Below are 25,725 nucleotides of genomic sequence, written 5' to 3'. Positions count from 1 at the left end.
ACGACACCGGTCCGGGCTCGATGATCAGACGGTAGAAGTCCGTGTCTTGAGCCGTGCCGGAGGCAGGATCACAGATGAAGCAGCAGCCGTGCGCCATTGTCGGGTACGCCTTCCGTCTGCCGGGCGGGATCCACACCCGCGACCAGTTCTGGCAGCTGCTCATGGAACGCGGATTCGTCCGTGAGCCGGTCGCCGACCGTTACGGACCCGGGTACGAACCCGGAATAGGTGATCTCGGTCCGGGCCGGTTGATCTCCCGGTACGAAGGCCTGATGCGCGGCGACGAACCCTACCTGTTCGACAGCCGCCTGTTCGGGGTGTCAGCGCGCGAGGCCGAGGCCATGGATCCGCAGATCCGGCTGCTGCTGACCTGCGCGTGGGAGGCGTTCGAGCAGGCCGGTTGGGACCACGCCCGGCTGCGCAACAGCCGCACCGGTGTCTTCATCGGCGCGCAGGTGTCCTCCTCGGGCGGCTGGCGACCGCTGCTCGGGCCGAACGAGCATTCCGTCACCGGCACCAGCATCGACATGTTCGCCAACCGCATCTCGTACACGTTCAATCTGATGGGCCCCTCCGCCGCCTATCTCACCGCTTGCTCGTCCGGCGCCACCGCCCTGCACGCGGCGGTCACCGCGCTGGCGATCGGAGACTGCGACCAGGCGGTGATCGGCGCGAGCAACCATCTGGGCAGCGCCCCGGCCAGCGCCGGCTTCTCGCAACTCGGGGTGATCGGTCCGGACGGCGGTTGCCGGTCCTTCGACGCGACCGCCAACGGGTACATGCGTTCCGAGGGTGCCTTCGTGTACGTGCTCAAGCCGCTGGCCGCCGCCGAGCGGGACGGGGACCGCATCCTCGCCGTGGTCGCCGGCACCGCGGTCAACACCGCGGGTGCGGCGGACGGTGCCGAGGGCCACGGCACGGGCCGGATGATCGTCGCGCCGACGCAGCACGCACAGGTCGAGCTGATGCGCACCGCGTGCGCCCGGGCCGGGCTGCTGCCCGACGACGTGGACTACCTCGAGGCACACGCCACCGGGACCCGGGTCGGTGACCGGGTCGAGGGCAACGCGATCCGGGAAGTCTTCGGCGGGGCGGGGCGGGCCGTCGCGCTACGCGTGGCCAGCGTGAAGAGCAACCTGGGCCATCTGGAGTCCGCCGCGTTCACCTGCGCGCTCCTCAAGGTCCTGCTGATGTTCGAGCACCGGACGTACGCCCCGATCTCCCGCCTTTTCATGGTGGCGAACCCGGACATCGACTTCACCGGCCTGCGGGTACAGACCGAGGGCGAACCGTTCGGCGAACGGCCCGTCGTGGTCGGGATCAACTCCTTCGGATTCGGTGGCGCGAATGGACACGCGCTCATCGCCGAGTACGTCCCCACCCGTGCGCCGGACTACTCGCGGCCGGCTGCGCCCGACGCGGCGTACCTGATCCCGCTGTCGGCCCGCAGCGCCGACGCGGTGCGGGAAACCGCCGCCGCCTACCGCGACCTGCTGACCGGCCAGCGGAGGTCAACCGACGAGCCCTCACCGGCCGACGAGCCCTCACCGGCCGACAAATCCGAGTCGGCCCAGGAGCCCGAGTTCGATCTGCACACTCTGGCCGGAAACCTGAGCCGGCGTCGGACCCATTTCGCCGCCCGGGCCGCCGTCGCCGCCGCGGACATCCCGGGCCTGGTGACCCGGCTCGACGAGATCGCCACCGACCCGTCCTCGGTGACGCACGTCAACGAGGGCACCGCGCAGCCCCGGGTGCTGATGGTGTTCGCCGGCCAGGGCACCCAGTGGGCCGGCTGCGGACGTGACCTGTACGCCACCTCGCCGGTCTTCGCCCGTACCGTCGACGCGGTCGACGCCATCTGGCGCGAGCGGGCCGGCTTTTCCCTGCGCGAGGTCTGCTTCCACGAACCACAGGCAGGGTTGGACGAAACACGACTGGCCCAACCGGCGATCTTCATGATCGAAGTGGCCATGTTCGAGCTGCTGACCTCCTGGGGGGTGCGGGCCGACGGGGTGATCGGGCACAGCGCCGGCGAAGCCGCCGCGGCCTACGCCGCCGGGATCCTCTCGCTCGAAGACGCCACCCGGCTGATGTACGCCCGGGCCACCCTGCAGCAACGCACCGCCGGCACCGGCCGGATGCTGGCGGTCGGCCTGGACCGCGACGCCACCGAGGAGCTGCTGAGCGGGTTTCCGGCCGGCCGGCTCGACATCGCCTGCGAAAACTCGGCCGTCAGTACGGTGGTCTGCGGCTCGGAGACGGACCTGGCACCGCTGCTGGCCCGGCTCGACCGTGATCGTGTCACCCATCGGCTGTTGCCCGGCAACGTGGCATTCCACTCCCGCGCGATGGATCCGATCGAGCAGCCGCTGCGCCAAGAGCTGTCCTTCTTGGACGAACGCCTGCTCGCCGCGTCGGTTCCGTTCGTCTCCAGCGTCACCGGCACGGTCACGCACCATCTCGACGCCGCCTACTGGTGGTCCAACGTACGCGAGCCGGTGCGGTTCCGGGCCGCGGTACGCACCGCCGCGACCCAGGTACGCCCGCACGTCGTGATCGAGGTGTCACCGCATCCGGTGCTGCTCACCGCTGTCACGCAGACCTTCGAGGAGGTCGGCCACGACGTCGGCACGCTTCCGGTCGGCGTGCCGACGCTGCGCCGGGACACCGACTCACGGATCTCGTTCCACGAGGCGCTCGCGGCGCTGTACCGCCGAGGGTTGGCACTGGATTTCGCGACACAGTTTCCCCGCCCCCGGCCGATCACCCACCTGCTGCCGCCGCATCCTCGGCAGGAGACGCGGGTACTCGACCCACTGATCGACGACCGCCACTACCTGCGGCGGGGTGAGTACTCGGCGGGGCCGCTGCTCGGCCGGGAGATACCTGGCTCGCCGGCACGCTACGAGGTGCGGATGAGCGCGGCCGACTTCGGCTGGCTCACCGAGCACCGGGTGCAGCACACCCCGATCGTGCCGGCCGCCGGCTACGTCGAGATGGTGCTGGAGGCCGTCGGCGGCGCGCCCGTTCATTTCGAGCAGGTCGAGTTTCTCAAGCCGTGCCCGGTCGGGAACGTCCCGGTCCGGTTGCAGACAGAACTGACCGAGTCGACGGCCGCCGGAGAGTTCACCTTCCGCATCCGCTCGCTGCCCTACGACGACGGTGACAGCGTCGTGCACTGCACCGGCCGGGTACGCCGGTTGTCCGACCGATCGGTGCCGCCGCCCGGTTGCACCGAGCTCGACGGATCCGGCTTCCTCGCTGACGAGTTCGACAGCCGGGAAGCCTTCTACGGGCGGATGGACGCGGTGATCGGGGACCACTTCCAGTACGGACCGCGCTTCCAGACGGTGGCCGGGGTGCGGTGCAACCCCACGACCCAGGAGCTGCTGCTCGATCTGCGGCTGGACGACGAGACCTGGCAGGCCAGCCAGGCGTCGGGGTACCTGCTGGCGCCGGCACTGCTCGACGGTGCCCTGCAGGCCTGCCTGTACTTCCTGATGCAGTGCTCGGACGTGTCCGGCATCCCGCGTCGGATGACCGGGTTGACCGTCGACGGGCGGCCCAGCTCGGGCCGGCTGACCTGCCACTTCGTCCCGCCCGTCGGGGCACGGCGGCACGAGCAGGGCCAACTCAGCCTACCTCTCGGTGAGCGGGACAGCGGCGCGGTGACCCTCTACGACACCGCGACCGGCGCCCGAGTCGCACACCTGGCCAGCTACACCAGTTTTCACGCGAATCCGAAGCTCGACTCCCCCGGCCGCAGCAGATTCACCGTCGACTGGCAGCCGAAATTCCTGACCGACCCGGCCGGCCTGCTCCGCCCGGCCGGCCGGCTGGACATCGGTGAGCTGATCGACGCCATCGTGTCCGGTCCCACCGGACGACCGGCCCGGCTGAGCCGGATCGCGGAGTTCTGCCCCGGGACCGTTCCCGACCAGCTCGTGCTCGCCGGACGGCTGCGGCAGTCACCGGCCGACGACCGGATCGAGATGTGGCTGATCGGAGCGTCGACGGCCGACACCGACACATTGAGCGAGGCATTCGCCTCCGGCGAGGCGGCGGTGCGCTTCGCGACCGCCGACCTGGGCGACCCGGTGTCGATCGACCTGCGCCGGGGACTGCTGCGGGCGGCATCGTGTGACCTGGTTGTCGTCGACGCGACCACGACCACACTCGACCAGCAGGCGTGGGCGCTCCTGCGGCGGCTGCTGGTGCCCGGCGGGATCGCTGCGGTCCGTCGACCGGATCTGGGCGACAGTACGCCCGGTCCGGGGTGGACGGCCCTCGCCGACGACGGGCAGCTGGCGCTGTGGAGCGCGCCGTCGGAGCTGTTCGACGGTGGGCTGCAGCAGGCCGGCGAGCCGCAGCAGGCCGGCGGGGAGCGCTTGATCGTCGGCGACGACGGCGGGCTGGGTGAGCTGTGGGCCGGTCTGCTCGACGAGTGGGACAGCCGGGTCGCGCTGCGCACACTCGACGAACGCTGGCTGTTCTCCGACCATGTCCAGGACCGGCTTCGCACCGTACGATCCGTTGAGGTCTTCTGTGACGCCGCCGAGGCGGAGCCGGCCGACGATGGTGATCCACTCGGTGAACGGCTCACCCGACGGCTGGTGGCGCTGGTCAACGCGCTGTCGGCCGCCCGCACGGGGCAACGGGCCGCCGGGGCGGGGCAGCCATCGACCACGCCGTGCCGACTGACGGTCGTGACCGAGCGGGCGGTGTCCGACGTACGGTCCCCCCGGGCCGCGACGGTGTGGGGCGCGCTGCGGGCCCTCGACCATGAACTCCGGCCCGGGTTGCTGGACTGGCGCCTGGTTGATCTGGGCGAGGCCACCGATTTGCCGGTGCTGGCCTGGCTGGCGCGCAACGACGTACGCGAACGGGAACTGGCGGTACGCGACGGCCAGCTGTACGCGCCGCGCCTGGTCAGACGGCCCGGCGAGCAACCGGTGATGCCGGCGAACGACGCGGGCCCGTACCGGCTCCGATTGGCGGCGCCGGGCCGGTTCGCCGGGCTGACGATGCGCGCCGAGCCGCTCGACCCGATCGGGCCGCGCCAGGTCGAGATCGACGTCGCGGCGGTCGGGCTGAACTTCCGCGACGTCATGGTGGCGCTGGATCTGCTTCCGCTGTCGTCGTACGAGCGGTCGGCGGTCGGCCGTGAGGTGGGGCTGGAAGCCAGCGGCACCATCGTGCGGGTCGGCGGCGAAGTGACCGGGCGGCACGTGGGCGAGCGGGTCGTCTTCACTCACGGCGGCTGCGTCGGAGATCGGATCGTCGTCGACGCCGACACCGTGTTCCGACACCCCAAGAAGCTGTCGATGGTCGAGTCGGCGGGCGTGATCTCCGTCTACGTGACCGCCTACTACGCGCTGATCGACCTGGCCCGGCTGCGTCCCGGACAACGGGTCCTCATCCATTCCGCGATGGGCGGAGTGGGTCAGGCGGCGATCGCGCTCGCCCGGCACCGGGGCGCCACCATCTACGCCACCGCCGGCAACGCCGACAAGCGCGCCCGGCTGCTCGCCATGGGCGTCGAGGCCGCCTTCGACTCGCACAGCCACTCCTGGTACGACGATCTGCTCACGGCGACCGGCGGCGAAGGCGTCGACGTCGTCCTCAACTCGCTGGCCGGCCAGCACCTCAACCTGTGCCTGCAGATCCTGCGTCCGGGCGGCTGGCACTGCGAGATCGGCAAGATGGACATCTACGCCGACTCCGCCGTCGGGCTGTCGGTGTTCCGCAAGAACCTGCGGTTCGCGGCGATCGACACCGACCGGCTGATGACCGACGATCCGGCGCACTGCCGGACGATGACCGAGGCGTGCCTGCGGTTGCTTGAGGACGGGGTGGTGCCGCCACTGCCGGTGACGACGTACGACTACGCCGACTACGAGGCTGCCCTGCGGTTCATGACCAGCGGCCGGCACGAGGGCAAGTTGGTGCTGACCGCGCCGGCCGGACCGGCGGCGGCCCGGGAGCTGGCTGTGGTCGACCGCCGGCCGTTCCTCGACCCGGACGCGACCTACCTGGTCACCGGTGGGCTCGGCGGTTTCGGGCTGCGACTGGTCGCATACCTGGTCTCCGCCGGTGCCCGCCACCTCACCCTGCTGGACCGCGATCCGACGCGCCGGCGCGACCCCGGATGGGTACGGCAGGCCAGCGGCATCGCGCGGTACTTCCCGAATACCCGGGTACAGATCGACATCGTGCCCGCCGACGTCTCCCGCCGGGACGACGTGATCGCCAGCGTCGCGGGCCTCACCCGTCCCCTCAAGGGGGTGTTCCATCTCGCCGCGGTCCTCGACGACCAACCGCTCGCCGAGATCCACGCGGAGTCGGTCGCCACGGTGTTCGCCGCCAAGGCCGGCGGCGCATGGCACCTGCACGAGGCGACCGCAGAGGCGCCCCTGGACCACTTCGTGATGTTCTCGTCAGTCGCGTCGGTCTTCGGCAACGCCGGGCAGACGGTGTACGCGGCGGCGAACGCGTTCCTGGACGGGCTGGCCGCCCATCGGCATGGCCTCGGCCGGCCCGCGCTCGCGTACAACATGGCCGGCGTCACCGAGGTCGGCATGGCGGCCCGCAATCCCGCCGTACTGCGGCTGATGAAGGCGACCGGGCTGCCCCCGATGAGTGCCGCGACGGCCATCGCGAACCTGGACTTCGCCATGCGGACGCTGCCACCGGACGGGCATCTGGTCGGGGTCGAGTTCGGACGACTGGCGGGCCGCACCGAGCACCCGGACTATCTGCGCATCGGCCGCTGGATCCCCAACGACGCGGCACGGATCGCCGAGGGCACGGGGTCGGGGCTGACCGCCGACGGCATCGTGCGGGAGGTTTCCCAGAAGATCACCGCACTGTCCGGGCACGACCAGATCAGCCCGCAGGAGCCGATCGCCTCGTTCGGGCTCAACTCGATCTCGGTCGTCGAGCTGGGCGTGTTTTTGGCCAACCGCTTTCAGCACCAGACCAGCACGCTGGAGTTGATGACGACGGCGACGCCGGAATCGATCGCGACCAGCATCCTGCGGCCGGTCAGCGCCGAGCCGACCAGCGCCGAGCCGACCAGCATCGAGCCGACCAACGCCGAGCCGACCAGCATCTCGCCGACCGGTACCGGGCCGGCGGGGGGCAGAGCGGTGACGGCCGCGCCGGCAGCGGACTTCCGGTCGGCCCTCGCGGCGCAGTGTCGGGAGGACCTCGACCACCTGCGACGGACCATCGCCACCCTGGTCGACCAGCACCCGGTCACCCAGCCCCGGCCGGCGGATCGGTACCAAGCGGTGCTGCTGACCGGTGCCACCGGTCTGGTCGGCCGGTTCGTGCTGCGTGACCTGCTCCAGCAAACCGACCAGGTGACCGTGCACTGCCTGGTCCGCGCCGCCGACCCGGCAGCGGGGCTGGCCAGGATCCGGGCGGCCATGGAGTACGCGGAGATCTGGGACGACGACTACCCGCAGCGCATCAGGGTCTGGCCGGGCGACATCCGCCGGCCGCGGCTGGGGTTGCCGGAGCCGGACTTCGACCAACTGTGCGAGACCGTCGACGCCGTCTACCATCTCGCCGCGGATCTCAACCTGTTCTCGTCGTACTCGCGAATCCGCGACGTCAACACCGGCAGCCTGGCCGCAGTCGTCGAGTTGGCGCTGCGACGACGCACGAAACATCTGGTGTACGCCTCGACGATGGGCGTCTTCCCGGCGTACTTCTGCAACTTCGCCAACGAGTTCAACGGCCGGCGAATCGTCGAGGGCGGCCAGCCGGACCTGGCCGAGTTGGCGTCGATCTGCCCGCCGCAGCTGGTGGGCTACCCGTGGACGAAGCTCGTCGCCGAGCAGAGCCTGCTGTTCGGCCAGACAGTCGGCCTGCCGGCGACGATCATGCGCCTGCCGCAGACCGGCATCGCCGCGTCGACCGGCTACGCCCAGAGCAGCGATATCAAGATCCGGATAACGCTCGCGGCGCACGACGTCGGTCTGGTGCCGGCCGGCTTCCGGCTGCAGTGGACCGAGCCGGTCGATCTGGTGAGCGAACTGCTGACCAGGATCTCGCTGCGCCCACGCCAGCAGGCGATCCACCATCTGGTCAATCCACAGCCGCACGACCACGACCTGGAACTGCCGGACTTCGGGGTGCCGGTGCACGAATGCGGCTACGCCGAGTTCAAGCGGGCCTGCCAGGCACGTGGCAGACAGTCACCGCTGTACGGGCACTGGGCGCTGGTCGACCAGTTCGCCAGCTACTGGTTCGCGCCGCGGCCGGCCACCGGTCGGGACGACCACCCACCGGTGCACCACAGCGAACCGGCGCACCACAGCTCAACTGGCGACGACGGGCCGTCGACGACGGTCTGGCCAGGGTTGATCACCAGCACGGTACGGTTGCAGGGCTGGGTCACCCGGCACCAGCAAACCTGGCCGTACCGCCTCGCTCAGGCTTCGCTGGATTCCACTGCGCTGTTGCGGCGGGCCGACCGGTTCGCCGACCGCATGGCCGTCGAATTCGGCGAGGCGTACCCGCCGGCGTTGGTCGACGGACTGCGGGAACTTGTCGACGCGCTGAACACGCCGGCAGCGGAGATCCGCACCGACCGGGTGTCGGCGGTCTTCTTCGAACTCACCCGCAAGCTGTGGAACCGGGCCGCGTTGGCCGGCGAGTACGCCCGGATACCCGAAATCGGCCGGGAAACCGTCGAACGGCCGGTGTTCATTCTCGGGGTCAATCGCACCGGTACCACGTTTCTGCACCGGCTGCTCGCCAGGGACGACCGGTTCTGGGCGCCGTACCCGTACGAGATCGCCCACCCGGCGCTGCCGGTCGGGCGGCCGGAAGCGGCTCGGGAGCACTACGCCGCCGACATCATGACCGCGGTCGGGGCGGCCGAGGCGATGCGCGGCATGCACCCGGTTGACCTGACCGCGCCGGAGGAGGAGTTCGGCTTCCTGGAGGACTCCTTCGCCTCGGCAACATATCCGCTGCGGTACTTCGTACCGGACTATGCGAAGTGGCTGGCCGATCAGCCCGGCGACTTCGCCTACCGTCTGCACCGACGTACGCTGCAGCATCTGAGCTGGCAGCGGGGCACCCGGCTGGGCGGCCCGGCGAAACGGTGGCTGTTGAAGATGCCGTTCCACCTCGCTCGGCTGCCAGCACTGCTGGAAACCTATCCGGACGCGGTCTTCATCCAGACGCATCGGGACCCGCAGGAGTTCATGCCGTCCTGGCTCAGCGTCGTCGAGTCGGTGCGCGAACTCACCGCCGAGACGCCTGAGCGGACCGCGCTGGGTGCCGAGCTCCTCGACGCGACGAGTCGCATGTTGACCGACGCGGTCCGGTTCCGCACCGCTCACCCGGAGCTGGCGCACCGCTTCGCCGACGTCAGCTACCGCGATCTGGTCGACGATCCAATGGGTACAATGGACGGCGTCTACCGGCACTTCGGCTGGGCGCTCGACGATGAGACCCGCCGTAGCATCGACCGGTGGCACGTAGCACAGGTGGCCCAGCGGCGGGCGCACCCCCGGCACAGCTACTCGTCGCAGGCGTACGGCCTCACACCGGACCAGATCGACGCCGCTTTCTCCGCCTATCTGCGATTCGTCCGACGGTGAAGGGCGGGCGGAACCATCAGTCAACCGGAGGTCGAATGAGGACGAGTGCGGGTGACGGCACCACTGCCATCGTCATCGGCGCCGGTATCGCTGGCCTGGCCACCGCCCGCATCCTGAGCGACCACTTCGACCGGGTGACGATCCTGGAGCGGGACCGGCTACCGCAGGAGGCGGTTCCACGTCGGGGCGTCCCGCAGGGACGGCACAGCCACCTCCTGCTGGCCGCCGGGCAGCGGCTCCTCGACGGTTGGTTTCCCGGCCTCGCCGACGACCTCGCCGCCAGCGGCGCGGTTCCCGTCCACGCGTCCGGCCTGGTGTGGCACCAGATCGGCGATTACCGGGTACGTTCCGATCTCGGATTCCTCGCCATGTCCATGAGCCGGGCACTGCTTGAGGTCACCGTCCGTAGACGGCTACGACAACAGGCACCCAACGTCCGCGTCGTCGACCGGACAGCGGTGGACAGCCTGATCGTCGTGGACGGCCGGGTGATGGGCGTGCTCGTCGATGGCGTGGCGCATCGGGCCGACTTCGTCGTCGCGTGTTCCGGTCGCAACACGCAGGTGTTCGATCAACTGGCCGCGCAGGGATTCCCAGCACCCGAGATCTCGGCGGTTCGCATCGACATGGCGTCCGCGTCCCAGGTCGTCCGGCGCAAACCGGATGACCTGGACGGCGATCTCGCGGTGGTGATCGGCGGCCCGGCCAACGGGCATCGGGTCGGCACCATGGTGCCGGTCGAGGGCGACCGGTGGATCATCACCCTCGGGTCCTTTTTCGGCGAGGTTCCCCCGGACGATCCGGACGAGTATCAAGCTTTCGCCCGATCCCTGCCGGCACCTGCGCTCGCCGACGTACTCGCCCGGGCCGAACCGCTGACCCCGGTGCTGACCCACCGGATGCGGACCAACCTGCGCCGGCACGTGGAACGGCTCGACCGCAACCCGCCGGGCTTCATCGCGCTGGGCGACGCCGTCTGCAGTTTGAACCCGATATACGCCCAGGGAATGACGTCGGCGGCGCTGCAGGCCCAGGCCCTCGGCCAGGCGCTCGACCGGCACGGTCCCACCTCGCCGGAGCTGGCCCGCGCCTTCTATCGACGGGCCGGCAAGGCGGTCGACGGACCGTGGCGGATCGCCGCCGGGGCCTACTTCGCCGACCCACGGGCCACCGGTTCGAAATCGACCGGTGCAGGTCTGCTCAACCGCTATCTGGACATGGTGTCCCGGGCCTGTCACACATCGCTGCCAGTGGCCCGCCAGGCGCTGCTGGTACAGAACCTGCTCGCCCGGCCGGAGTCGTTGCTGACCCCGGCGATGATCCTGCGGGTATTGCTGGCGGTCCGACGGGGCGGTTGACCTGCCGGGCACCCGCCGGAAGAAGCTGCCAGGCGCCGGACCCGGACGCGTCTCGGTCGCCCCGGTCAGCCGCCATCGACGTCGTCTGCGGCCAAGAACGCGTACAGCTCGGCCAGGAAGGCGGGCCAGGCCGGTTCGTCCGGGGTGAGCAGATGATTCCGGCCGTCGAGCAGGACGAGCCTGCTGTCAGGAATGAGTTCGGCCAGTTCCATCGCCTGCGAGACGGGAACGCGCGGGTCGTCGCGGGAGTGCGTGATCAGCGTCGGGCAGGACACCTTGGGGGCGAGATCCGACACATCCAGACGGGAGAGTTCCTCGAGGAAGCGGGCCCCGTTGGCCACCGATGTGGTCAGCTGCTGGTGGCTGGTGAACTCGTCCCACAGGTGCGGTGCGCCGTCGGCGAAGAACTGGGCGGCGTAGAACCGCAGGTAGCTGCGGTTCTTCGCGAACCAGCCGGCCAGGGTGAGATCCAGATCGAGGATCGCCGCGTCTCGCTCAGCGTCGTCGCGGGCCCGGGCTGTTCGGCCACGGGCGTAGGCCGCGTTGAGAATGAGTCGACTGACCCGTTCGGGCCGCCGCGCGGCGTAGGCGACCGCGAGGGAGCCGCCCTGGGAGATGCCGAGCAACGGAAAGCGGTCGAGGTCCGCCGCATCGGCCACGGCGTCCAGATCCTCGATGTACTCGTCGAGAGTGAAGCCGCACGCCCAGTTCGACAGGCCGCAGCCCCGCTCGTCGTAGCGGATCAGCCGCCGGCCACGGACCAGGCCCTCGAACCAGTGGGCGAACAACGGCGTCATGCGTTCCAGGTCCAGTCGGCTCGGCCAGTTGGCGGCCTTGACCAGGGGCGGCCCGCTACCGATGGCTGCCCAGGCGATCTGCGTGCCGTCTGCCGTGCGGCAGAACCGGATCAGATCGCGGGCCCCGACAGCCGCCACCGCCCCCGCCTGCGGGCCCGCCTGCGAGCCCGGTCCGGCGGTCGGGGCCGCCGGTACGGCCGGGTCGGCTTCGCCCCGCCGCACCGTCGTCGGGGCGACGAACTGGTATCCCCGTCCGTACACGGTCCGGACGAATTGCTGCCGGTCACCGGTGTCACCGATCGCCAGGCGAACGGTACGCAGTCGAGCGGCGAGGAGGGCATCGGTCAGGGGTGCACCATTCCAGACCGTAGCCCGTATCTCTTTCTTGGACACCACTCGGTCACGGTGCTTGACCAGGTGGCAGAGCAGGGCGAGAGCCCGGGGCTCGATGCGGATCGGCCGTTGGTCGCGGCAGAGGCGCCCGAGTCGTAGATCAAGATTGAAACGTCCAAAGCAGTATATTTCAGTATTCACTGCCAAATTCTATGAAATAAATATTCAGATATCACTATCAGAAAATGGACTCCGGCCGTCGGGATCCCGACTGAAATCAGACGTCGGTGGCCAGTCGGGCGTGCAAGTGCTCGTCGTAGCGACGACCGTCACCGTAACGGTGGGATTCACGCAGCGTGCCTTCGAGCCAATGACCTGTTTCAGGTTGGTCACTCCCTGCGCGTTCCACGAGCCCGAAGTGTGTCAGGTGGTGCTCGCTGCCCGTACCACTTTCACCAGTGATCGGTGACGGTCACGGTCCCGACGCGACGTAGCGCATTGCGATGTCTCCAGATAGCCATGGGCACCAAGTGTGCTCATCGGAATTGACGACGACTTGGCGAAATTCTCAGGAATTCCTGAGGATTTAATGAGGACATCGGGAACACGATTTCTGACCAAAATCCTACACAGGAACTGTCGGGATTTGAACAGGCTGGCCCGACCTCACCACCGCCCACCCGCTGACCTGCCCGGACGCCGTGCGGAACACAAGATCATCCGATGGATGGACGGCGGGCCAAGGGCGGTACGCTGACCCGATGGCTGGCGACACATACAGCTTCGGCGAGTACGAACTGGATATGGCTCGCTACCAGTTACGCCGGGCCGGCGAGCCGGTCCATGTCGAGCCCCGGGCCCTCGACCTGCTGCACTACCTGATCGAGCACCGCGACCGGGTGGTGTCGAAGAACGAGTTGCTCGACAGGATCTGGGGGGATCGCTTCGTCAGCGAGGCCGCCCTGACCACCGGGCTGCGCACCGCCCGCCTGGCCATCGGCGACACCATGCGCCAACAGCGGCTGATCCGCACCGTACATCGACGCGGATACCAGTTCGCGGCTCCGGTGACGGTGGCCCGGTCCGGCCAGGCTACCGGCTCACGACGCGGGCCTGGCGACAGGACTGGTGCCACCGCCGCCGGGCTCAGCGGCGCGGACCAGCAGATCGTCCGGTTCTGCCGGGCCGACGACGGCACCCGGATCGCCTATGCCACCGTCGGATCAGGCCCGCCGCTGCTCAAGGCGGCCAACTGGATGACCCACCTCGACCTCGAATGGACGACTCCGGTCTGGTCACACTGGCTCAACGGCCTGGCCCGCAACCGGCAGCTGGTCCGTTACGACGAACGTGGCTGTGGCCTGTCTGACTGGGAGGTGCCGAGCTTCTCCTTCGACGACTGGGTGGACGATCTGGAGACCGTGGTGGAGGCACTGGGGCTCGACCGGTTCCCACTGCTCGGAGTGTCGCAGGGCGGTGCGGTGGCGGTGGCCTACGCGGTCCGCCGGCCCGAACGGGTCAGTCGGCTGATCCTCGCCGGAGCCTATGCCCGCGGGCGTCAGGTCCGGGCCCGCAACCAGGCCGAACGTGACGAGGCGGCCCTCGATCTCGATCTGGCCCGGGTCGGATGGGCACATCAGGATCCCAGTTTTCTCGGCGTCTTCGCCGCCCAGTTCCTGCCCGAAGGCACTCCGGAGGAGCTGGAGGAGTTCACCGGTTTCCAGCGACGGACGACATCACCGGCCAACGCGGTCCGCTTCTTGGAGGAATTTGCCAAAATCGATGTCTCCGCCATCGCCCACCGCGTGCAGTGCCCGACGCTGATCCTGCACTCCCGCGATGACGTACGGGTGCCGTTGTCACAGGCCAGCGAATTGGCCACGCTCATCCCGGACAGCCAACTGGTCCTACTCGACAGCCGCAATCACCTGCTCACCGCGGCCGAACCGGCCTGGGCCGAGTTCCTGTCCCAGATCGACACGTTCCTGGTGGCGTGACCTTCGGTCGAGTCAGCCGGCTGGCCGCAACGGCTCGCAGGCGGCCATCGCCTCGGCGATGGCCGGATCCGATTCGTCGAGGTCCGCCGTCCACTCGACGTTCCGCTCGGCCAGGCAGTTCCGGTAGGCAGCGGTGGCGCTGCGCTCTGCCTCGGTGCCGTCGACCCCGCTGGGACCACCGGGTGCCGCGCTGGCTCCTCTTCCCGCCGGCAGTGCGGACTGGCAGGCTTCCTGCGCCGCCGCCCAGGTCGCGTCGTCGACGTCAGCGGGCCGTAGCATGTCACCGAACCCGCCGCCCGGCCCGCCGCCGCCCGGCCCGCCGCCACCCGGTGCCCCGGAAGGCAAGCCCGAGGGCATGCCGAACGGCCGGGCCGACGGCGTCCCGGAAGGAAATCCTGACGGCATGCCGTCGGGGTTACCGCCACGCGGCCCGTACCGCCCGTTGTCGCCGCCCGATCCCGGGCCGGGAACCTCCGCGACGTCGATCCCGTTTTCCCGGAGGCATTCGACGTACGCGCTCATCGCGCCTGCGGCGGCCGCGCCGGAGCCGGAGTCCGTGTCGGAGCCGCCACAGGCGGCAAGCAACAACAGACAGGCACCTGCGGTAGCGCCCCACCTCGAACGCCTGAGCGTAGCGAGCACAGCCGTACCCTCCCTGTCCGACAAAGCCCGCGACGGTCGCCACCGGCGCGGGCCAGCAGACCGTGGGAACCTCTGACCCGCATCAGGGATTGCTGTGACCAGGCTGGGTATTCGCGCCTGGCGGCAGGTCTTTTCAGGAAACGTCGAGGTGTCGCTGAGCCGGCCCTGAGCAGTTGCCGGAACACTGCCCGCTCATGGAACTCGGCCCGTGGTGGGCGCCAACCGGCTGGCGACCCGCAAGACGCCGGCTCGCCGTCGCGACAGCGGGCGCGACACTTGTCGGCGCTGGTGTCCTCGCCGCCGCGATCGCCCTCCCGACCAGCGCCGATGATGCGGCACCCGCGAGCACCGTGCAGGTCGACCAGGGAACGGTCACCGTCGCGGTCGCCGCCACCGGCACCGTCGAACCGGCCCAGGACCGCCAGCTCGGCTTCGGGGTAGCGGGCACGGTGACCCGGCTGGACGTACGGCTCGGTCAGGACGTGACCGCCGGCGAGATACTCGCCGCGGTCGACGACAGCGACGCGGTGGCAGCGGTCGAGCAGGCGCAGGAGGCGTTGGCCGCTGCCCGGCAGGCGTTGGGCGTGGCACAGGCGCAGGCAGCCGACGACGCGACCGACGACGTCGGCACCACCTGCGCCACGAACGCTCTCACGGCCTGGACCGGGGCCGACCCGACCGCCGGTCCACAGCCCGACCCGACCCCGTCGAGCACCCCTGATCCGACTGAGCCAACGCCGTCCGGCACCGCCCCGGGCACGGTGACGTCACCGTCGCCGTCACCCGCCGTGTCCGGCCCGGCCAGCTCGGCTTCCCCGACCGCGACCGCCGCTACCGGTCCCGGCACCGCGGCTACGGACAGCCCGCAACAGCGATCCGGCGCGGACACCGGCTGCGGTGGCACGGACGATGAGTCCTCGGGCGGAGCCGGGACCGGTAGCGGAGCCGGCGGTGACCCGGTGCTGCGGGCCCGGCAGCAGGTCACCGCAGCGACATTGCGGCTGGCGTCGGCCGAGGACGACCTCACCGGTACGGTGATCAGCGCCCCGATCGACGGCAAGGTGCTAGCCGTGGCAGGAGCCATCGGCAGCGCGGTGCGCGCCGGCGACACCTTCGTCGAGCTCGGCGCGGTCGCCCAGATGCAGGTGACGGCGAGCTTTCCCGAAGCCGATTCCGCGCGGTTGGCGGTCGGCCAGTCAGCCGTCGTCACCCTGCCGGCCCGGCCGGGTACGGAGTTCTCCGCCCGGGTCACCCAGGTCGACCCGGTGGGCAGCGTCGACGGCCAACTGGTCCGCTTCGGCGTACTCGTCGATTTCGACCAGATGCCGGACGGCCTGCTGATCGGCCAGAGCGCCGGGGTACGGATCGTCGTCGACGAGGTGACCGACGCGGTACGGATTCCGGTCACCGCGCTCGGCCGTGGTAGTGGTGGTGAGGACATCGTCGTCGTACCGGCCGGCTCCGAAGGTCAGCGGCGGCAGGTGGTGACCGTGGGCGTCCGCGGCGACCAGTACGTGGAGGTCATCGACGGTCTCGTCGTCGGTGACCGGGTGCTCGGCACGCCCGATACCACGGTCGGGAGTGGTTCGTGACCGCCACCGGTCGATTCACAGCTTCCATCGAGGACACGCCGAGGACACACCGAGGCGGGCACCAGAAGCTGTCCGCCATGCCTGTGCGTCGCCTCGCCGGTCCGCGCCGACCGTTGATCCTCAATTCCGTTCTCGTCGTAGCGGTGCTCGGTGCGCTCGGCTGGACCTACTACGCGGTGGCCGGACCCGGCACCGCCGCCGCCGACGGCGGCTCGTCGGGCACCGCGACCGTGGCGGTCCAGCAGACGACGGTCACCGCGACGGTCACCGCCTCCGGCTCGGTACGCAGCGCCCGCACGGCGGTCGCCGACTTCGTCACCAGCGGCACGGTCACCGAGATCCTGGTGACCGTCGGGCAGCAGGTCGCCGAAGGTGACGTACTGGCTCGGGTCGACGACGCGGTGGCCCGGCGGGAACTCGACGCCGCACAGGCCGACCTCGACGCCGCACAGGATGCTCTCGACACCGCCGAGGCCGCCAATGGGTCGACGGCCGACGCCGAGGCCGCGGTGGCTCAGGCGGAGTTGGCGGTCGACGAGGCGCAGACGGCCGTCGACGGAGCCACCCTGGTCGCGCCGATGGGCGGCACGGTCGTCGCGGTCAACGGCACGGTCGGCGAGTCGGTCGGCGGTGGCACCGGATCCAGCGGCGGGACCGCGTCCGGCGGTGCCGGCACCGGTTCGGCCGCGTCCGGAACCGGGTCGTCCGGATCCTCGTCGGCCAGCGGGTTCGTGGACCTCGCCGACCTGACCCGACTGGAGGTCACCGCCTCGATCTCGGAGACCGACGCGACGCAGGTGGAGCTCGGGCAGCCGGCGACCATACGGTGGAACGCCCTGCCGGACGCCGAGGCCACCGCGACGGTCGGCGTCGTCGATCCGAACGCGACCACCACCAACGGCGTGGTCAGCTATCCGATCACGCTCGACCTGGATTCGGTGCCGGACGGGGTGCGACCCGGGCAGACGGTGACCGTCACCGTCGTCGTCGGCGAGGCGGCGGGCGTGCTGGCGATCAGCCCGGCGGCGCTGACCGGCACCGGCACCCAGCAGTCCGTCACCGTACTCGTCGACGGCGCGCAGGAGAGCCGTACCGTCGAGGTCGGCCTGCAGGGCGACGACGCGGTGGAGATCGTCTCCGGGCTCGCCGCGGGCGAGCAGGTGGTGATCACCATCCCCACCGAGTCGGACAGCGAGACCGACGGCGGCTTCCCCGGCGGCGGCGGCTTCCCCGGCGGTGGCGGACCGGGCGGCGGCTTCTCCGGCGGCGGGCCGGGCGGCGGCGGACCGGGCGGAGGCGGGCGGTGAGCCCGACCGGGTTCCTGGCGGCGCGCCAGCGCCACCCGGCGCAGCCACGGTCGACCGGGTCACCGGCCGTCCTGGACGTGCGGGACGTGACCAAGGTGTACGGCACCGGCGAGTCGGCGGTAGCGGCCCTGCGTGGCGTGTCGCTACAGGTCGAGCGGGGTGAGTTCGTCTCCGTCATGGGCTCGTCCGGTTCCGGGAAGTCGACGCTGATGAACATCCTCGGCTGTCTGGACGTGCCGAGCGCCGGCCGGTACCTGCTCGACGGGGTCGACGTCGGACGGCTCACCGAAGGGCAGCTGGCGCTGGTCCGCAACCGGCGGATCGGCTTCGTCTTCCAGTCGTTCAACCTGATCCCGCGGACCACCGCCGTCGCGAACGTGGAACTGCCCCTGGCCTACGCCGGGGTCCGCCCGGCGCAACGGCGCCGTCGGGCGCTGGCCGCACTCGACCTGGTCGGGCTGGCCGACCGGGCCGGGCACCTGCCGAACCAGCTTTCCGGCGGGCAGCAGCAGCGGGTCGCGGTCGCCCGCGCGCTGGTCACCGAGCCGGCCCTGGTGCTGGCCGACGAACCGACCGGCAACCTGGACAGTACCTCGACCGAGGAGATGCTGGCGATCTTCGACCGGCTCAACGCGGACGGCCGGACCATTCTGCTGATCACCCACGAGTCGGAGGTCGCCGCCCGGACCCGTCGGCTGCTCCGGGTGCGTGACGGGCGGATCGTCTCCGACGAGCGGCAGCCGTACGGGGAGCAGTCCTCCGGGGAGCAGCCGTACGGGGAGCAGCCGTACGGGGAGCGCGGCAGACACGGGGAGGTCGCCCGGTGGGACCGGTAGAGATCGTCCGTGCCGCGACGCGCGGGATCGGTGCGAACAAGTTGCGTTCGGCGTTGACCACGTTGGGCATCCTGATCGGGGTGGCCGCGGTGATCCTGCTGGTCGCGGTGGGCAACGGGTCGGCGCGATCGATCGCCGAACGGATCGAGGCGCTCGGCACCAACACCATCACCGTGTCGGCGTCCGGTGGCGGCGACGCCGGCCTCACCCTGGCGGTGGCCGAGGCGCTGCAGGATCCGGTGCTCGCCCCGGACGTACGGTCGGTGTCTCCGGTGGTCAGCACCTCGGCGACGGTCACCTACGCGGATGCCGATCACTCGGTCGGGCAGTTCGTCGGCACCTACCCGAGCTACCTCGCGGCGTCGAACACGGCGGTCGGCCGGGGCGTCGCGTTCACCGACGTCGACGTCGCCCAGGGCCGGCGGGTGGCGCTCGTCGGCCAGACCGTGGTCGACGAGCTCTTCACCGGGGCGGATCCGCTGGGCAGCCAGGTGACCGTCGACGGCACCCTGTTCACCGTGGTCGGCGTGCTGGCCGAGAAGACCTCCAGCGGCGGGCTGCAGGACGCCAACGACCTGGTGGTGGCCCCGCTGACCGCGGTACGTCAGGCGCTCACCGGCTACGGCGCGATCAACTCGGTGCTGGTGGAGGCGACCGGTCCGGACCGGGTCGACGCCGCACAGGCGCAGGTGAGCGCGATCCTGGATCGCCGGCTCGGCACCGGCGACACCGGGTCGGGAGGCGGCACCGCGGCCGGCGGCGGCTCGTCGCAGGCGTACCGGATCCAGAACGCGTCACAGTTGCTGGAGACCCAGGCGTCGACGGCGGAGACGTTCACCGTGCTGCTCGGTGCGGTGGCCGCGATCAGTCTGCTGGTCGGCGGGATCGGAATCACCAACATCATGCTGGTGACGGTGACCGAGCGAACCCGGGAGATCGGCATCCGCAAGGCACTCGGCGCCCCACCGGGCACCATCATGACCCAGTTTCTGGTCGAGGCGACCCTGCTGAGCGTGATCGGCGGCGGGGTGGGCGTGGCGGTCGCGGTGCTCGGCTCCCGGTTCACCATCGTCGGGGTCGAGCCGGTGATCGTTCCGGGCTCGGTGGTGCTGGCGCTGGGTGTGTCGGTGGCGATCGGGCTGTTCTTCGGCAGTGTGCCCGCCCGGCGCGCGGCGAACCTGCGCCCGATCGACGCGCTCCGGTACGAGTAGGCGGCCGGGGCGAGTAGGCGTCCAGTTAGGCGATTGATCGATGACGACTGTTGGAGACGACGTGCGCGACGACGACGGATGGTTGGCCGCCGGGGCACCCCGGCGGTGGACGAACCGGGTCACCCCGTGGCTCGCCGCCGGGTTGTTGCTCGCCGCCGGGTTCGCCGCCGGCGTGACGGTGCCCCAGCGTGACGCCGGGGCGACGGCCAGGCCAGGGCAGCGCGCGGCGGGTGGCGGGCAGTACCAGGCGGGTGGCGGGCAGTTCCAGCCACCGGGCGGCCAGCAGTCGGTGCCGGCCGCCGACGGTGGTCGAGAATCGGCGGCGACCGGCGTGGTCAAGCTGGTGGACGGCGACACCGTGTACGTCGAGACCGAAGCCGGCACCGTGGTGATCGTGCGCACCGACGACGATACGGCGGTCCGGGTGCCCGCCAGCCTCGACGGGTTGGCGGTCGGTGCGGCGGTGACCGTCGAGGGCGAGACGGCGGCGGACGGCACCGTCAGCGCGGAGTCGATCGTCGCCAGCGACTGACCTGAAACCGCCTGTGCCGGTTGCGCAGATCACATCGACGAAATCAAGATCGACAGCTCTTGGCAACACCGATGTGATCCGACCAACACGATAGTGCAACGTCGATTTTCGAGTATCGGGCGATGGACGAGCCCGCTGCTCGCGACCTCGACGGGAACGTGGCGACCCACTGCCCATACTGTTCCTTGCAGTGCGGCGTACGGATGCGGCCGGCGCCGCCCCGGCCGCCGATGATCACGCCGGCCGACTTCCCTACCAACCGGGGCGGACTGTGTGCCAAGGGCTGGAGCGCACCGGAGCTGCTCGACCACCCCGACCGGTTGCTCACCCCGCTGGTGCGTACCGAACCGACCGACCGGCGCAGCCCGCTGCGCCCGGCCAGCTGGGACGAGGCTCTGGACCGGATCACCGGCGCGGTGCAGGCAAGCCAGCAACGGTACGGGCCGGCCAGTGTCGGCCTGTTCGGTGGCGGTGGACTGACCAACGAGAAGGCGTACCAGCTCGGCAAGTTCGCCCGGGTCGGGCTGCGCACCCCGCACATCGACTACAACGGCCGGTTCTGCATGTCCTCGTCGGCCACCGCCGGCAACCGGGCCTTCGGCATCGACCGTGGCCTGCCGTTCCCGCTGGCCGACATCGCCGACGCCCGGGCGGTGCTGGTCGTCGGCGGCAACCCGGCCGACACCATGCCACCCGCGATGCAGTACTTCGACGCCGGCCGCGACGCCGGCGCCACCCACATCGTCGCCGACCCCCGCCGCTCGGCGACCGCCCGTGGTGCCAGCATCCACCTGCCGGTGGCGCCCGGCACCGATCTGGCGTTGGCCAACGGGCTGCTGCACATCGCCATCCGGGCCGGCTACGTCGACCGGGCGTACGTACGCGAGCGCACCACCGGGTTCGACACGGTCCGCACCGCGGTCGCCGGCTACTGGCCGGACCGGGTGGAACGGATCACCGGCGTGTCCGAGGCACTGCTGCAGCGCACGGTGCGCGCCCTGGCCACCGCGCCGACCGCGATGATCCTCACCGCCCGTGGCGCCGAGCAGCACAGCACCGGTACCGACACCACGCAGGCGTACATCAACCTGGCGCTCGCCCTCGGCCTGCCCGGCCGTCCCGCCAGCGGCTACGGCACCATCACCGGGCAGGGCAACGGGCAGGGCGGACGCGAGCACGGTCAGAAGGCCGACCAGCTGCCCGGCTACCGGCGCCTGGACGACCCGGCCGCGCGGGCGCACGTGGCCGCGGTGTGGGGCGTCGACCCGGACGAACTACCCGGACCGGGGGTCTCCGCCACCGAGATGATCGACCGGATCGGCACCCCCGCCGGGGTGCGCACCATGCTGGTCTTCGCCGCCAACATCCTGGTCTCCGCACCGGACCGGAACCGGGTCGCCGCCCGGCTCGCGGCGCTGGACTTCCTCGCCGTGTCGGACATCTTCCTGTCCGAGACCGCTGCCGTGGCCGACGTGGTGCTGCCCACCGCCCAGTGGGCGGAGGAGGACGGCACCATGACCAACCTGGAGGGCCGGGTGCTGCGCCGGCGGCAGGTGCTGCCACCGCCGGACGGGATACGTGACGATCTGAGCGTGCTGGCCTCGCTCGCCGACCGGCTCGGCCGGGGCACGTACTTCTCCGCCGACCCGCAGACCGTCTTCGACGAGCTGCGCCGCGCCAGCGCCGGTGGCATCGCCGACTACGCGGGCATCAGCTACCGGCGCATCGAGGCCGAGGACGGGGTGTTCTGGCCGTGCCCGACCGACGACCATCCCGGTACGCCGAGACTGTTCACCGAGCGGTTCGCCACCGCCGACGGGCGGGCCCGGTTCCTCCGGGTGGCGCACCGCGACCCGGCCGAGCTGCCGGACCGCAGCTACCCGTACCTGCTCACCACGGGCCGGATCATGGGCCAGTACCAGAGCGGCAACCAGACCCGCCGCGCACCGTCGCTGGGCGGCAGCGCCACCGACCCGAAGGCCGAGATACACCCCGACCTGGCCCGCCGGCTCGGCATCGGCACCGCCGACCTGGTCGAGTTGACCACCCGCCGTGGCCGGGCGGTGTTCCGGGCCTACCTGACCGAGCACATCCGCCCGGACACCGTCTTCGTGCCGTTCCACTGGGGCGGTCCGGCCAGCGCCAACGCGCTGACCGACCCGACCCTGGACCGGCACTCGCGGATGCCGGCCTTCAAGGTCTGCGCGGTGGCGGTGCGCCGCCTCGCCGGGCCGGACGAGGCAGCCACCTGATGAAGGGAACCACGATGCGGTCGACCCCACGTTTCCTGCAAGGAGTGTTCGCGTTCGACGGCAAAGGGTTGGACGCTCCCCTACCGCTGGACAGTGCTTTGCGCTACACCGTCCCGAACGGGCTGGTCGCACAGACCGTCTACTTCCGAGGCGGCAACAGCTCCGGCGAGCTGATCTACGTACTGCTGCTCCGCGACGGCGCCCCGATGCGCTACTTCCCGATCGGTGCCCGTGACGCGATGCACGTGCCGCTACGGGTGGTCGAGGACCTGGCCGCCGGGACCGTGGTGGAGTTGCACCTGGCCGCACCGGCCGGCACCGGCGGCACGGTAGTGCTCGACCTCGGCCTGGTGGAGGTCTGAGGTGACGGCACCTGACACGGTCGCGCGGCGACCACGGCTGGTAGTGGTCGGCAACGGGATGGCGGGCGCCCGTACCGTCGAGGAGATCATCGACCGGGTCGGCCCGGACCGGTACGACATCACGATGTTCGGCGCCGAGCCGTACGGCAACTACAACCGGATCCTGCTGTCCAACGTGCTCGCCGGCGCCGAGGAAGAGGACGGCATCTTTCTCAACAGCCTGGCCTGGTACCAGGAGCACGGCGTCACCCTGCGGGCCGGGGTGGAGGTCACCCGGATCGACCGGTTCGCCCGGGTGGTCCAGGCCGCCGACGGCACCACCACCCCGTACGACAAACTGGTCATCGCCACCGGGAGCGTGCCGTTCGTGCCACCGATCGACGGCGCCCACCACCCGCGCCGTGGCTTCCACCAGGGAGTGTTCACGTTCCGGACGCTGGACGACACCCGGGCGATGATCCGCTACGCCCGCGACCACGAGCGGGCGGTGGTGATCGGCGGCGGCCTGCTCGGCCTGGAGGCCGCCCGGGGCCTGCAGCAGTACGGCGTGTCGGTGACCCTGCTGCACGCCGCCGGGCACCTGATGAACGCACAGCTCGACGCCACCGGTGGGGACATCCTGCGGCGCAGCGTCGAACGGCTCGGCATCGACGTGGTCACCCAGGCCCGCAGCGAGCGGATCCTCGGCAGGGACACCGTCGAAGGGGTCCGCCTCGCCGACGGGCGCGTCGTCGCCGCCGACATGGTGGTGATCGCCGCCGGGATCCGGCCGAACACCACGCTGGCGCAGGTCAGCGGGCTGCCAGTGGAGCGGGCGATCGTCGTCGACGACCAACTGCGGGTGCTCGACGAGCCGGACATCTACGCGGTCGGCGAGTGCGTGCAGCACCGTGGTCAGACGTACGGCCTGGTCGCCCCGCTGTGGGAGCAGGCGAAGGTGCTCGCCGGGCACCTGACCGGCACCGATCCGACGGCCGCCTACCACGGTTCGCGGGCCGCCACCAAGCTGAAGGTCGCCGGGGTCGACGTGGCCGCGATGGGGGTGACCGCGCCGGAACGCGACGACGACGAGTTCGTGGTCTTCGCCGAACCCCGGCGCGGGGTCTACAAGAGCGTGGTGGTCCGTGACGACCGGCTGATCGGCGCCACGCTGGTCGGGGACGTGAGCAAGGTCGGCTTCCTGATGCAGGCGTTCGACCGTGGGTCGCCGCTGCCGCAGGAGCGGGTCCGGCTGCTGTTCGACCTCGGCGGGCCGCCGGCCGAGGTGTCCGCCGCCGAGCTCGCCGACGACGCGCAGGTGTGCAACTGCAACGGGGTCAGCAAGGGTGCGTTGGTCGCCACCGTGGCCGGTGGGGTACGCACGGTCGCCGGAGTGATGGACGCGACCCGCGCCGGCAAGGGCTGCGGCTCGTGCAGGAGCCTGGTCGGCCAGATCGTCGAGTGGGCCGCTGGCGGCGAGGTGGCGGCCGACCCGAGCGCCGACTGGTACGTGCCCGGGGTGCCGCTGGACAAGCCGACCCTGATAGCCGAGATCCGCGCCCGTGGCCTGCGCAGCGTGTCGGCGGTGTTCGACGCGCTCGCCGACGGGCGCGAGGACGCCAGGAGCAAGATGGGGCTGGTGTCGCTGCTGCGGATGATGTGGGGCGACGAGTACGTCGACGAGCGCGGCGCCCGGTTCATCAACGACCGGGTGCACGCCAACATCCAGCGGGACGGCACCTTCTCGGTGGTGCCGCAGATGAAGGGCGGCTGCACCACGTCGGAGCAGTTGCGGCGCATCGCCGACGTGGCCGACAAGTACCGGGTGCCGCTGGTCAAGCTGACCGGCGGGCAGCGCATCGATCTGCTGGGTATCCGCAAGGAGGACCTGCCGAAGGTGTGGGCCGACCTGGACATGCCTTCCGGATACGCCTACGGCAAGAGTTTCCGGACCGTGAAGACCTGTGTCGGCAGCGACTTCTGCCGGTTCGGGATGGGTGACTCGACCGCACTCGGCATCGCCATCGAGGAACGGTTCCAGGGGCTGGAGGCGCCGGGCAAGATGAAACTCGCGGTCACCGGCTGCCCACGCAACTGCGCCGAGGCGTACGTCAAGGATCTCGGCGTGGTCGCGATCGACGGCGGCCGGTGGGAGATCTACGTCGGCGGTGCGGCCGGCGCCCACGTCCGCAAGGGCGACCTGCTGGCCACCGTGGACACGCCGGACGAGGTGATGACGCTGACCGGCCGGTTCCTGCAGTACTACCGGGAGAACGCGAACTGGCTGGAACGCAGCTACGCGTTCGTGCCCCGGATCGGCATCGACCGGCTGCGCGAACTGATCGTCGACGATGCCGACGGGCTCGGCGCAGGGCTGGACGAACGGATGGCGGCGTCGGTGGCCGGGTACCGGGATCCGTGGCGGGAACGCGACGACCAGGCAACCCCGGGTCAGTTCCGTACCGCGTTGCCGCTGGTACAACTGCCGGCGGTGCCGATCCGTACGGAGCCGGCGAGCAACGGCGAACGGCCGTGACCACGGCCGCAGCCGGCGAGCAGCTGGTGGAGTACCGGATCGGCCCGGCGGACGACATTCCGCCCGGCGAGGGGCGGGCCTACCCGGTCGGTGCCCGGATGGTCGCGGTGTTCCGGCTGACCGGCGGGGCGCTGCGCGCGATCTCGGCGGTCTGCCCGCACGCCGGTGGCCCGCTGGCCGACGGGATCATCGACGCCGAGGTGGTGGTGTGCCCACTGCACCAGCACACATTCGAGTTGGCCACCGGTTGCTCGCGCAGCGGCCAGCCGCCGCTGCGGACCTACCCAGTGCGCCAAGATCCGGAGGGCATCGTGTGGGTGTCGGCGCCGGCGGCCGACGGATAGATCTCACAACGCCGGCGGTCAACCGGT

The 25,725-nt window shown here is 70.7% G+C and carries 14 protein-coding genes and 1 pseudogene; 12 read left to right on the top strand and 3 right to left on the bottom strand.

The genetic code is table 11. The annotated features are described in order from the left end of the window. The first annotated feature begins 74 nt into the window (after positions 1-74). Together ACN27F_RS23755 and ACN27F_RS23750 are read left to right on the top strand one after the other, a co-directional pair. Positions 75-9,620 carry an SDR family NAD(P)-dependent oxidoreductase gene (locus tag ACN27F_RS23755; RefSeq protein WP_421437050.1) on the top strand — a complete coding sequence of 3,182 codons (9,546 nt, stop codon included), beginning with the start codon at positions 75-77 and terminating at the stop codon, positions 9,618-9,620. 35 nt (positions 9,621-9,655) lie between these two features. After that, positions 9,656-10,978: an FAD-dependent oxidoreductase gene (locus ACN27F_RS23750; protein WP_421437047.1), complete on the top strand. Its 1,323-nt coding sequence runs from the start codon at positions 9,656-9,658 to the stop codon at positions 10,976-10,978. Between the two features lie 65 nt (positions 10,979-11,043). On the opposite strand, the gene ACN27F_RS23745 is transcribed toward ACN27F_RS23750, so the two are convergent. After that, positions 11,044-12,309, bottom strand: a complete 1,266-nt coding sequence (locus tag ACN27F_RS23745) for an alpha/beta fold hydrolase (protein WP_421437044.1) — start codon at positions 12,307-12,309, stop codon at positions 11,044-11,046. A gap of 76 nt (positions 12,310-12,385) precedes the next feature. Beyond that, a pseudogene (locus ACN27F_RS23740) lies at positions 12,386-12,475 on the bottom strand (N-acetyltransferase); the annotation flags it as partial. A 394-nt stretch (positions 12,476-12,869) separates the two neighbouring features. On the opposite strand from ACN27F_RS23740, the gene ACN27F_RS23735 reads away from it, so the two are divergent. Continuing rightward, positions 12,870-14,105: an alpha/beta fold hydrolase gene (locus tag ACN27F_RS23735; protein ID WP_421437041.1), complete on the top strand. Its 1,236-nt coding sequence runs from the start codon at positions 12,870-12,872 to the stop codon at positions 14,103-14,105. Between the two features lie 12 nt (positions 14,106-14,117). Here the strand turns inward: ACN27F_RS23735 and ACN27F_RS23730 are convergent, their stop codons facing one another. Continuing rightward, complete coding sequence (locus tag ACN27F_RS23730; RefSeq protein WP_421437038.1) at positions 14,118-14,693, bottom strand: hypothetical protein; 576 nt, start codon at positions 14,691-14,693, stop codon at positions 14,118-14,120. Between the two features lie 248 nt (positions 14,694-14,941). Here ACN27F_RS23730 and ACN27F_RS23725 point away from each other — a divergent pair, with 248 nt between their 5' ends. The 9 genes from ACN27F_RS23725 (at position 14,942) to ACN27F_RS23685 (ending at position 25,698) form a co-directional block, all read left to right on the top strand. Then, positions 14,942-16,339, top strand: a complete 1,398-nt coding sequence (locus ACN27F_RS23725) for an efflux RND transporter periplasmic adaptor subunit (RefSeq protein ID WP_421437036.1) — start codon at positions 14,942-14,944, stop codon at positions 16,337-16,339. Positions 16,340-16,416: 77 nt separating this feature from the next. Next, positions 16,417-17,646, top strand: a complete 1,230-nt coding sequence (locus tag ACN27F_RS23720) for an efflux RND transporter periplasmic adaptor subunit (RefSeq protein ID WP_421437033.1) — start codon at positions 16,417-16,419, stop codon at positions 17,644-17,646. A 14-nt stretch (positions 17,647-17,660) separates the two neighbouring features. Then, the gene (locus ACN27F_RS23715) at positions 17,661-18,482 is read left to right on the top strand and encodes an ABC transporter ATP-binding protein (protein WP_421440413.1); all 822 of its coding nucleotides are present in this window, start codon (positions 17,661-17,663) and stop codon (positions 18,480-18,482) included. Then, positions 18,470-19,693 (top strand): ABC transporter permease, encoded by a 1,224-nt coding sequence (locus tag ACN27F_RS23710; RefSeq protein ID WP_421437030.1) that lies wholly within the window; start codon positions 18,470-18,472, stop codon positions 19,691-19,693. Before ACN27F_RS23715 ends, ACN27F_RS23710 begins: the two co-directional genes overlap by 13 nt. Positions 19,694-19,733: 40 nt before the next feature. Then, on the top strand, positions 19,734-20,225 hold the full coding sequence (locus ACN27F_RS23705; protein WP_421437027.1) for a hypothetical protein: 492 nt from the start codon (positions 19,734-19,736) through the stop codon (positions 20,223-20,225). A gap of 122 nt (positions 20,226-20,347) precedes the next feature. Next, positions 20,348-22,477, top strand: coding sequence for a molybdopterin oxidoreductase family protein (locus tag ACN27F_RS23700; protein WP_421437024.1), 2,130 nt, complete (start codon positions 20,348-20,350; stop codon positions 22,475-22,477). A 14-nt stretch (positions 22,478-22,491) separates the two neighbouring features. Then, positions 22,492-22,839: a molybdopterin oxidoreductase gene (locus ACN27F_RS23695; RefSeq protein ID WP_421437022.1), complete on the top strand. Its 348-nt coding sequence runs from the start codon at positions 22,492-22,494 to the stop codon at positions 22,837-22,839. 1 nt (position 22,840) lies between these two features. Further along, on the top strand, positions 22,841-25,354 hold the full coding sequence (gene nirB / locus ACN27F_RS23690; protein WP_421437020.1) for a nitrite reductase large subunit NirB: 2,514 nt from the start codon (positions 22,841-22,843) through the stop codon (positions 25,352-25,354). Next, a complete protein-coding gene (locus ACN27F_RS23685; RefSeq protein ID WP_421437018.1) occupies positions 25,351-25,698 on the top strand; it encodes a Rieske (2Fe-2S) protein in 348 nt (115 codons plus the stop codon). The genes nirB and ACN27F_RS23685 overlap by 4 nt, the downstream gene beginning before the upstream one ends. Positions 25,699-25,725 lie beyond the last annotated feature (27 nt).

The sequence above is a fragment of the Solwaraspora sp. WMMB335 genome (assembly GCF_049179075.1).
GTDB lineage: Bacteria > Actinomycetota > Actinomycetes > Mycobacteriales > Micromonosporaceae > Micromonospora_E.
This window is presented reverse-complemented; position numbering and strand designations above follow the sequence as displayed.

Bases quoted from the DNA above. Each gene is read 5' to 3' on its own strand.
- ACN27F_RS23750 (WP_421437047.1), top strand. From the start codon at position 9,656: ATGAGGACGAGTGCGGGTGACGGCACCACTGCCATCGTCATCGGCGCC.
- ACN27F_RS23735 (WP_421437041.1), top strand. From the start codon at position 12,870: ATGGCTGGCGACACATACAGCTTCGGCGAGTACGAACTGGATATGGCT.
- ACN27F_RS23720 (WP_421437033.1), top strand. From the start codon at position 16,417: ATGCCTGTGCGTCGCCTCGCCGGTCCGCGCCGACCGTTGATCCTCAAT.
- ACN27F_RS23700 (WP_421437024.1), top strand. From the start codon at position 20,348: ATGGACGAGCCCGCTGCTCGCGACCTCGACGGGAACGTGGCGACCCAC.
- ACN27F_RS23695 (WP_421437022.1), top strand. From the start codon at position 22,492: ATGCGGTCGACCCCACGTTTCCTGCAAGGAGTGTTCGCGTTCGACGGC.
- ACN27F_RS23725 (WP_421437036.1), top strand. From the start codon at position 14,942: ATGGAACTCGGCCCGTGGTGGGCGCCAACCGGCTGGCGACCCGCAAGA.
- ACN27F_RS23755 (WP_421437050.1), top strand. From the start codon at position 75: ATGAAGCAGCAGCCGTGCGCCATTGTCGGGTACGCCTTCCGTCTGCCG.
- ACN27F_RS23705 (WP_421437027.1), top strand. From the start codon at position 19,734: ATGACGACTGTTGGAGACGACGTGCGCGACGACGACGGATGGTTGGCC.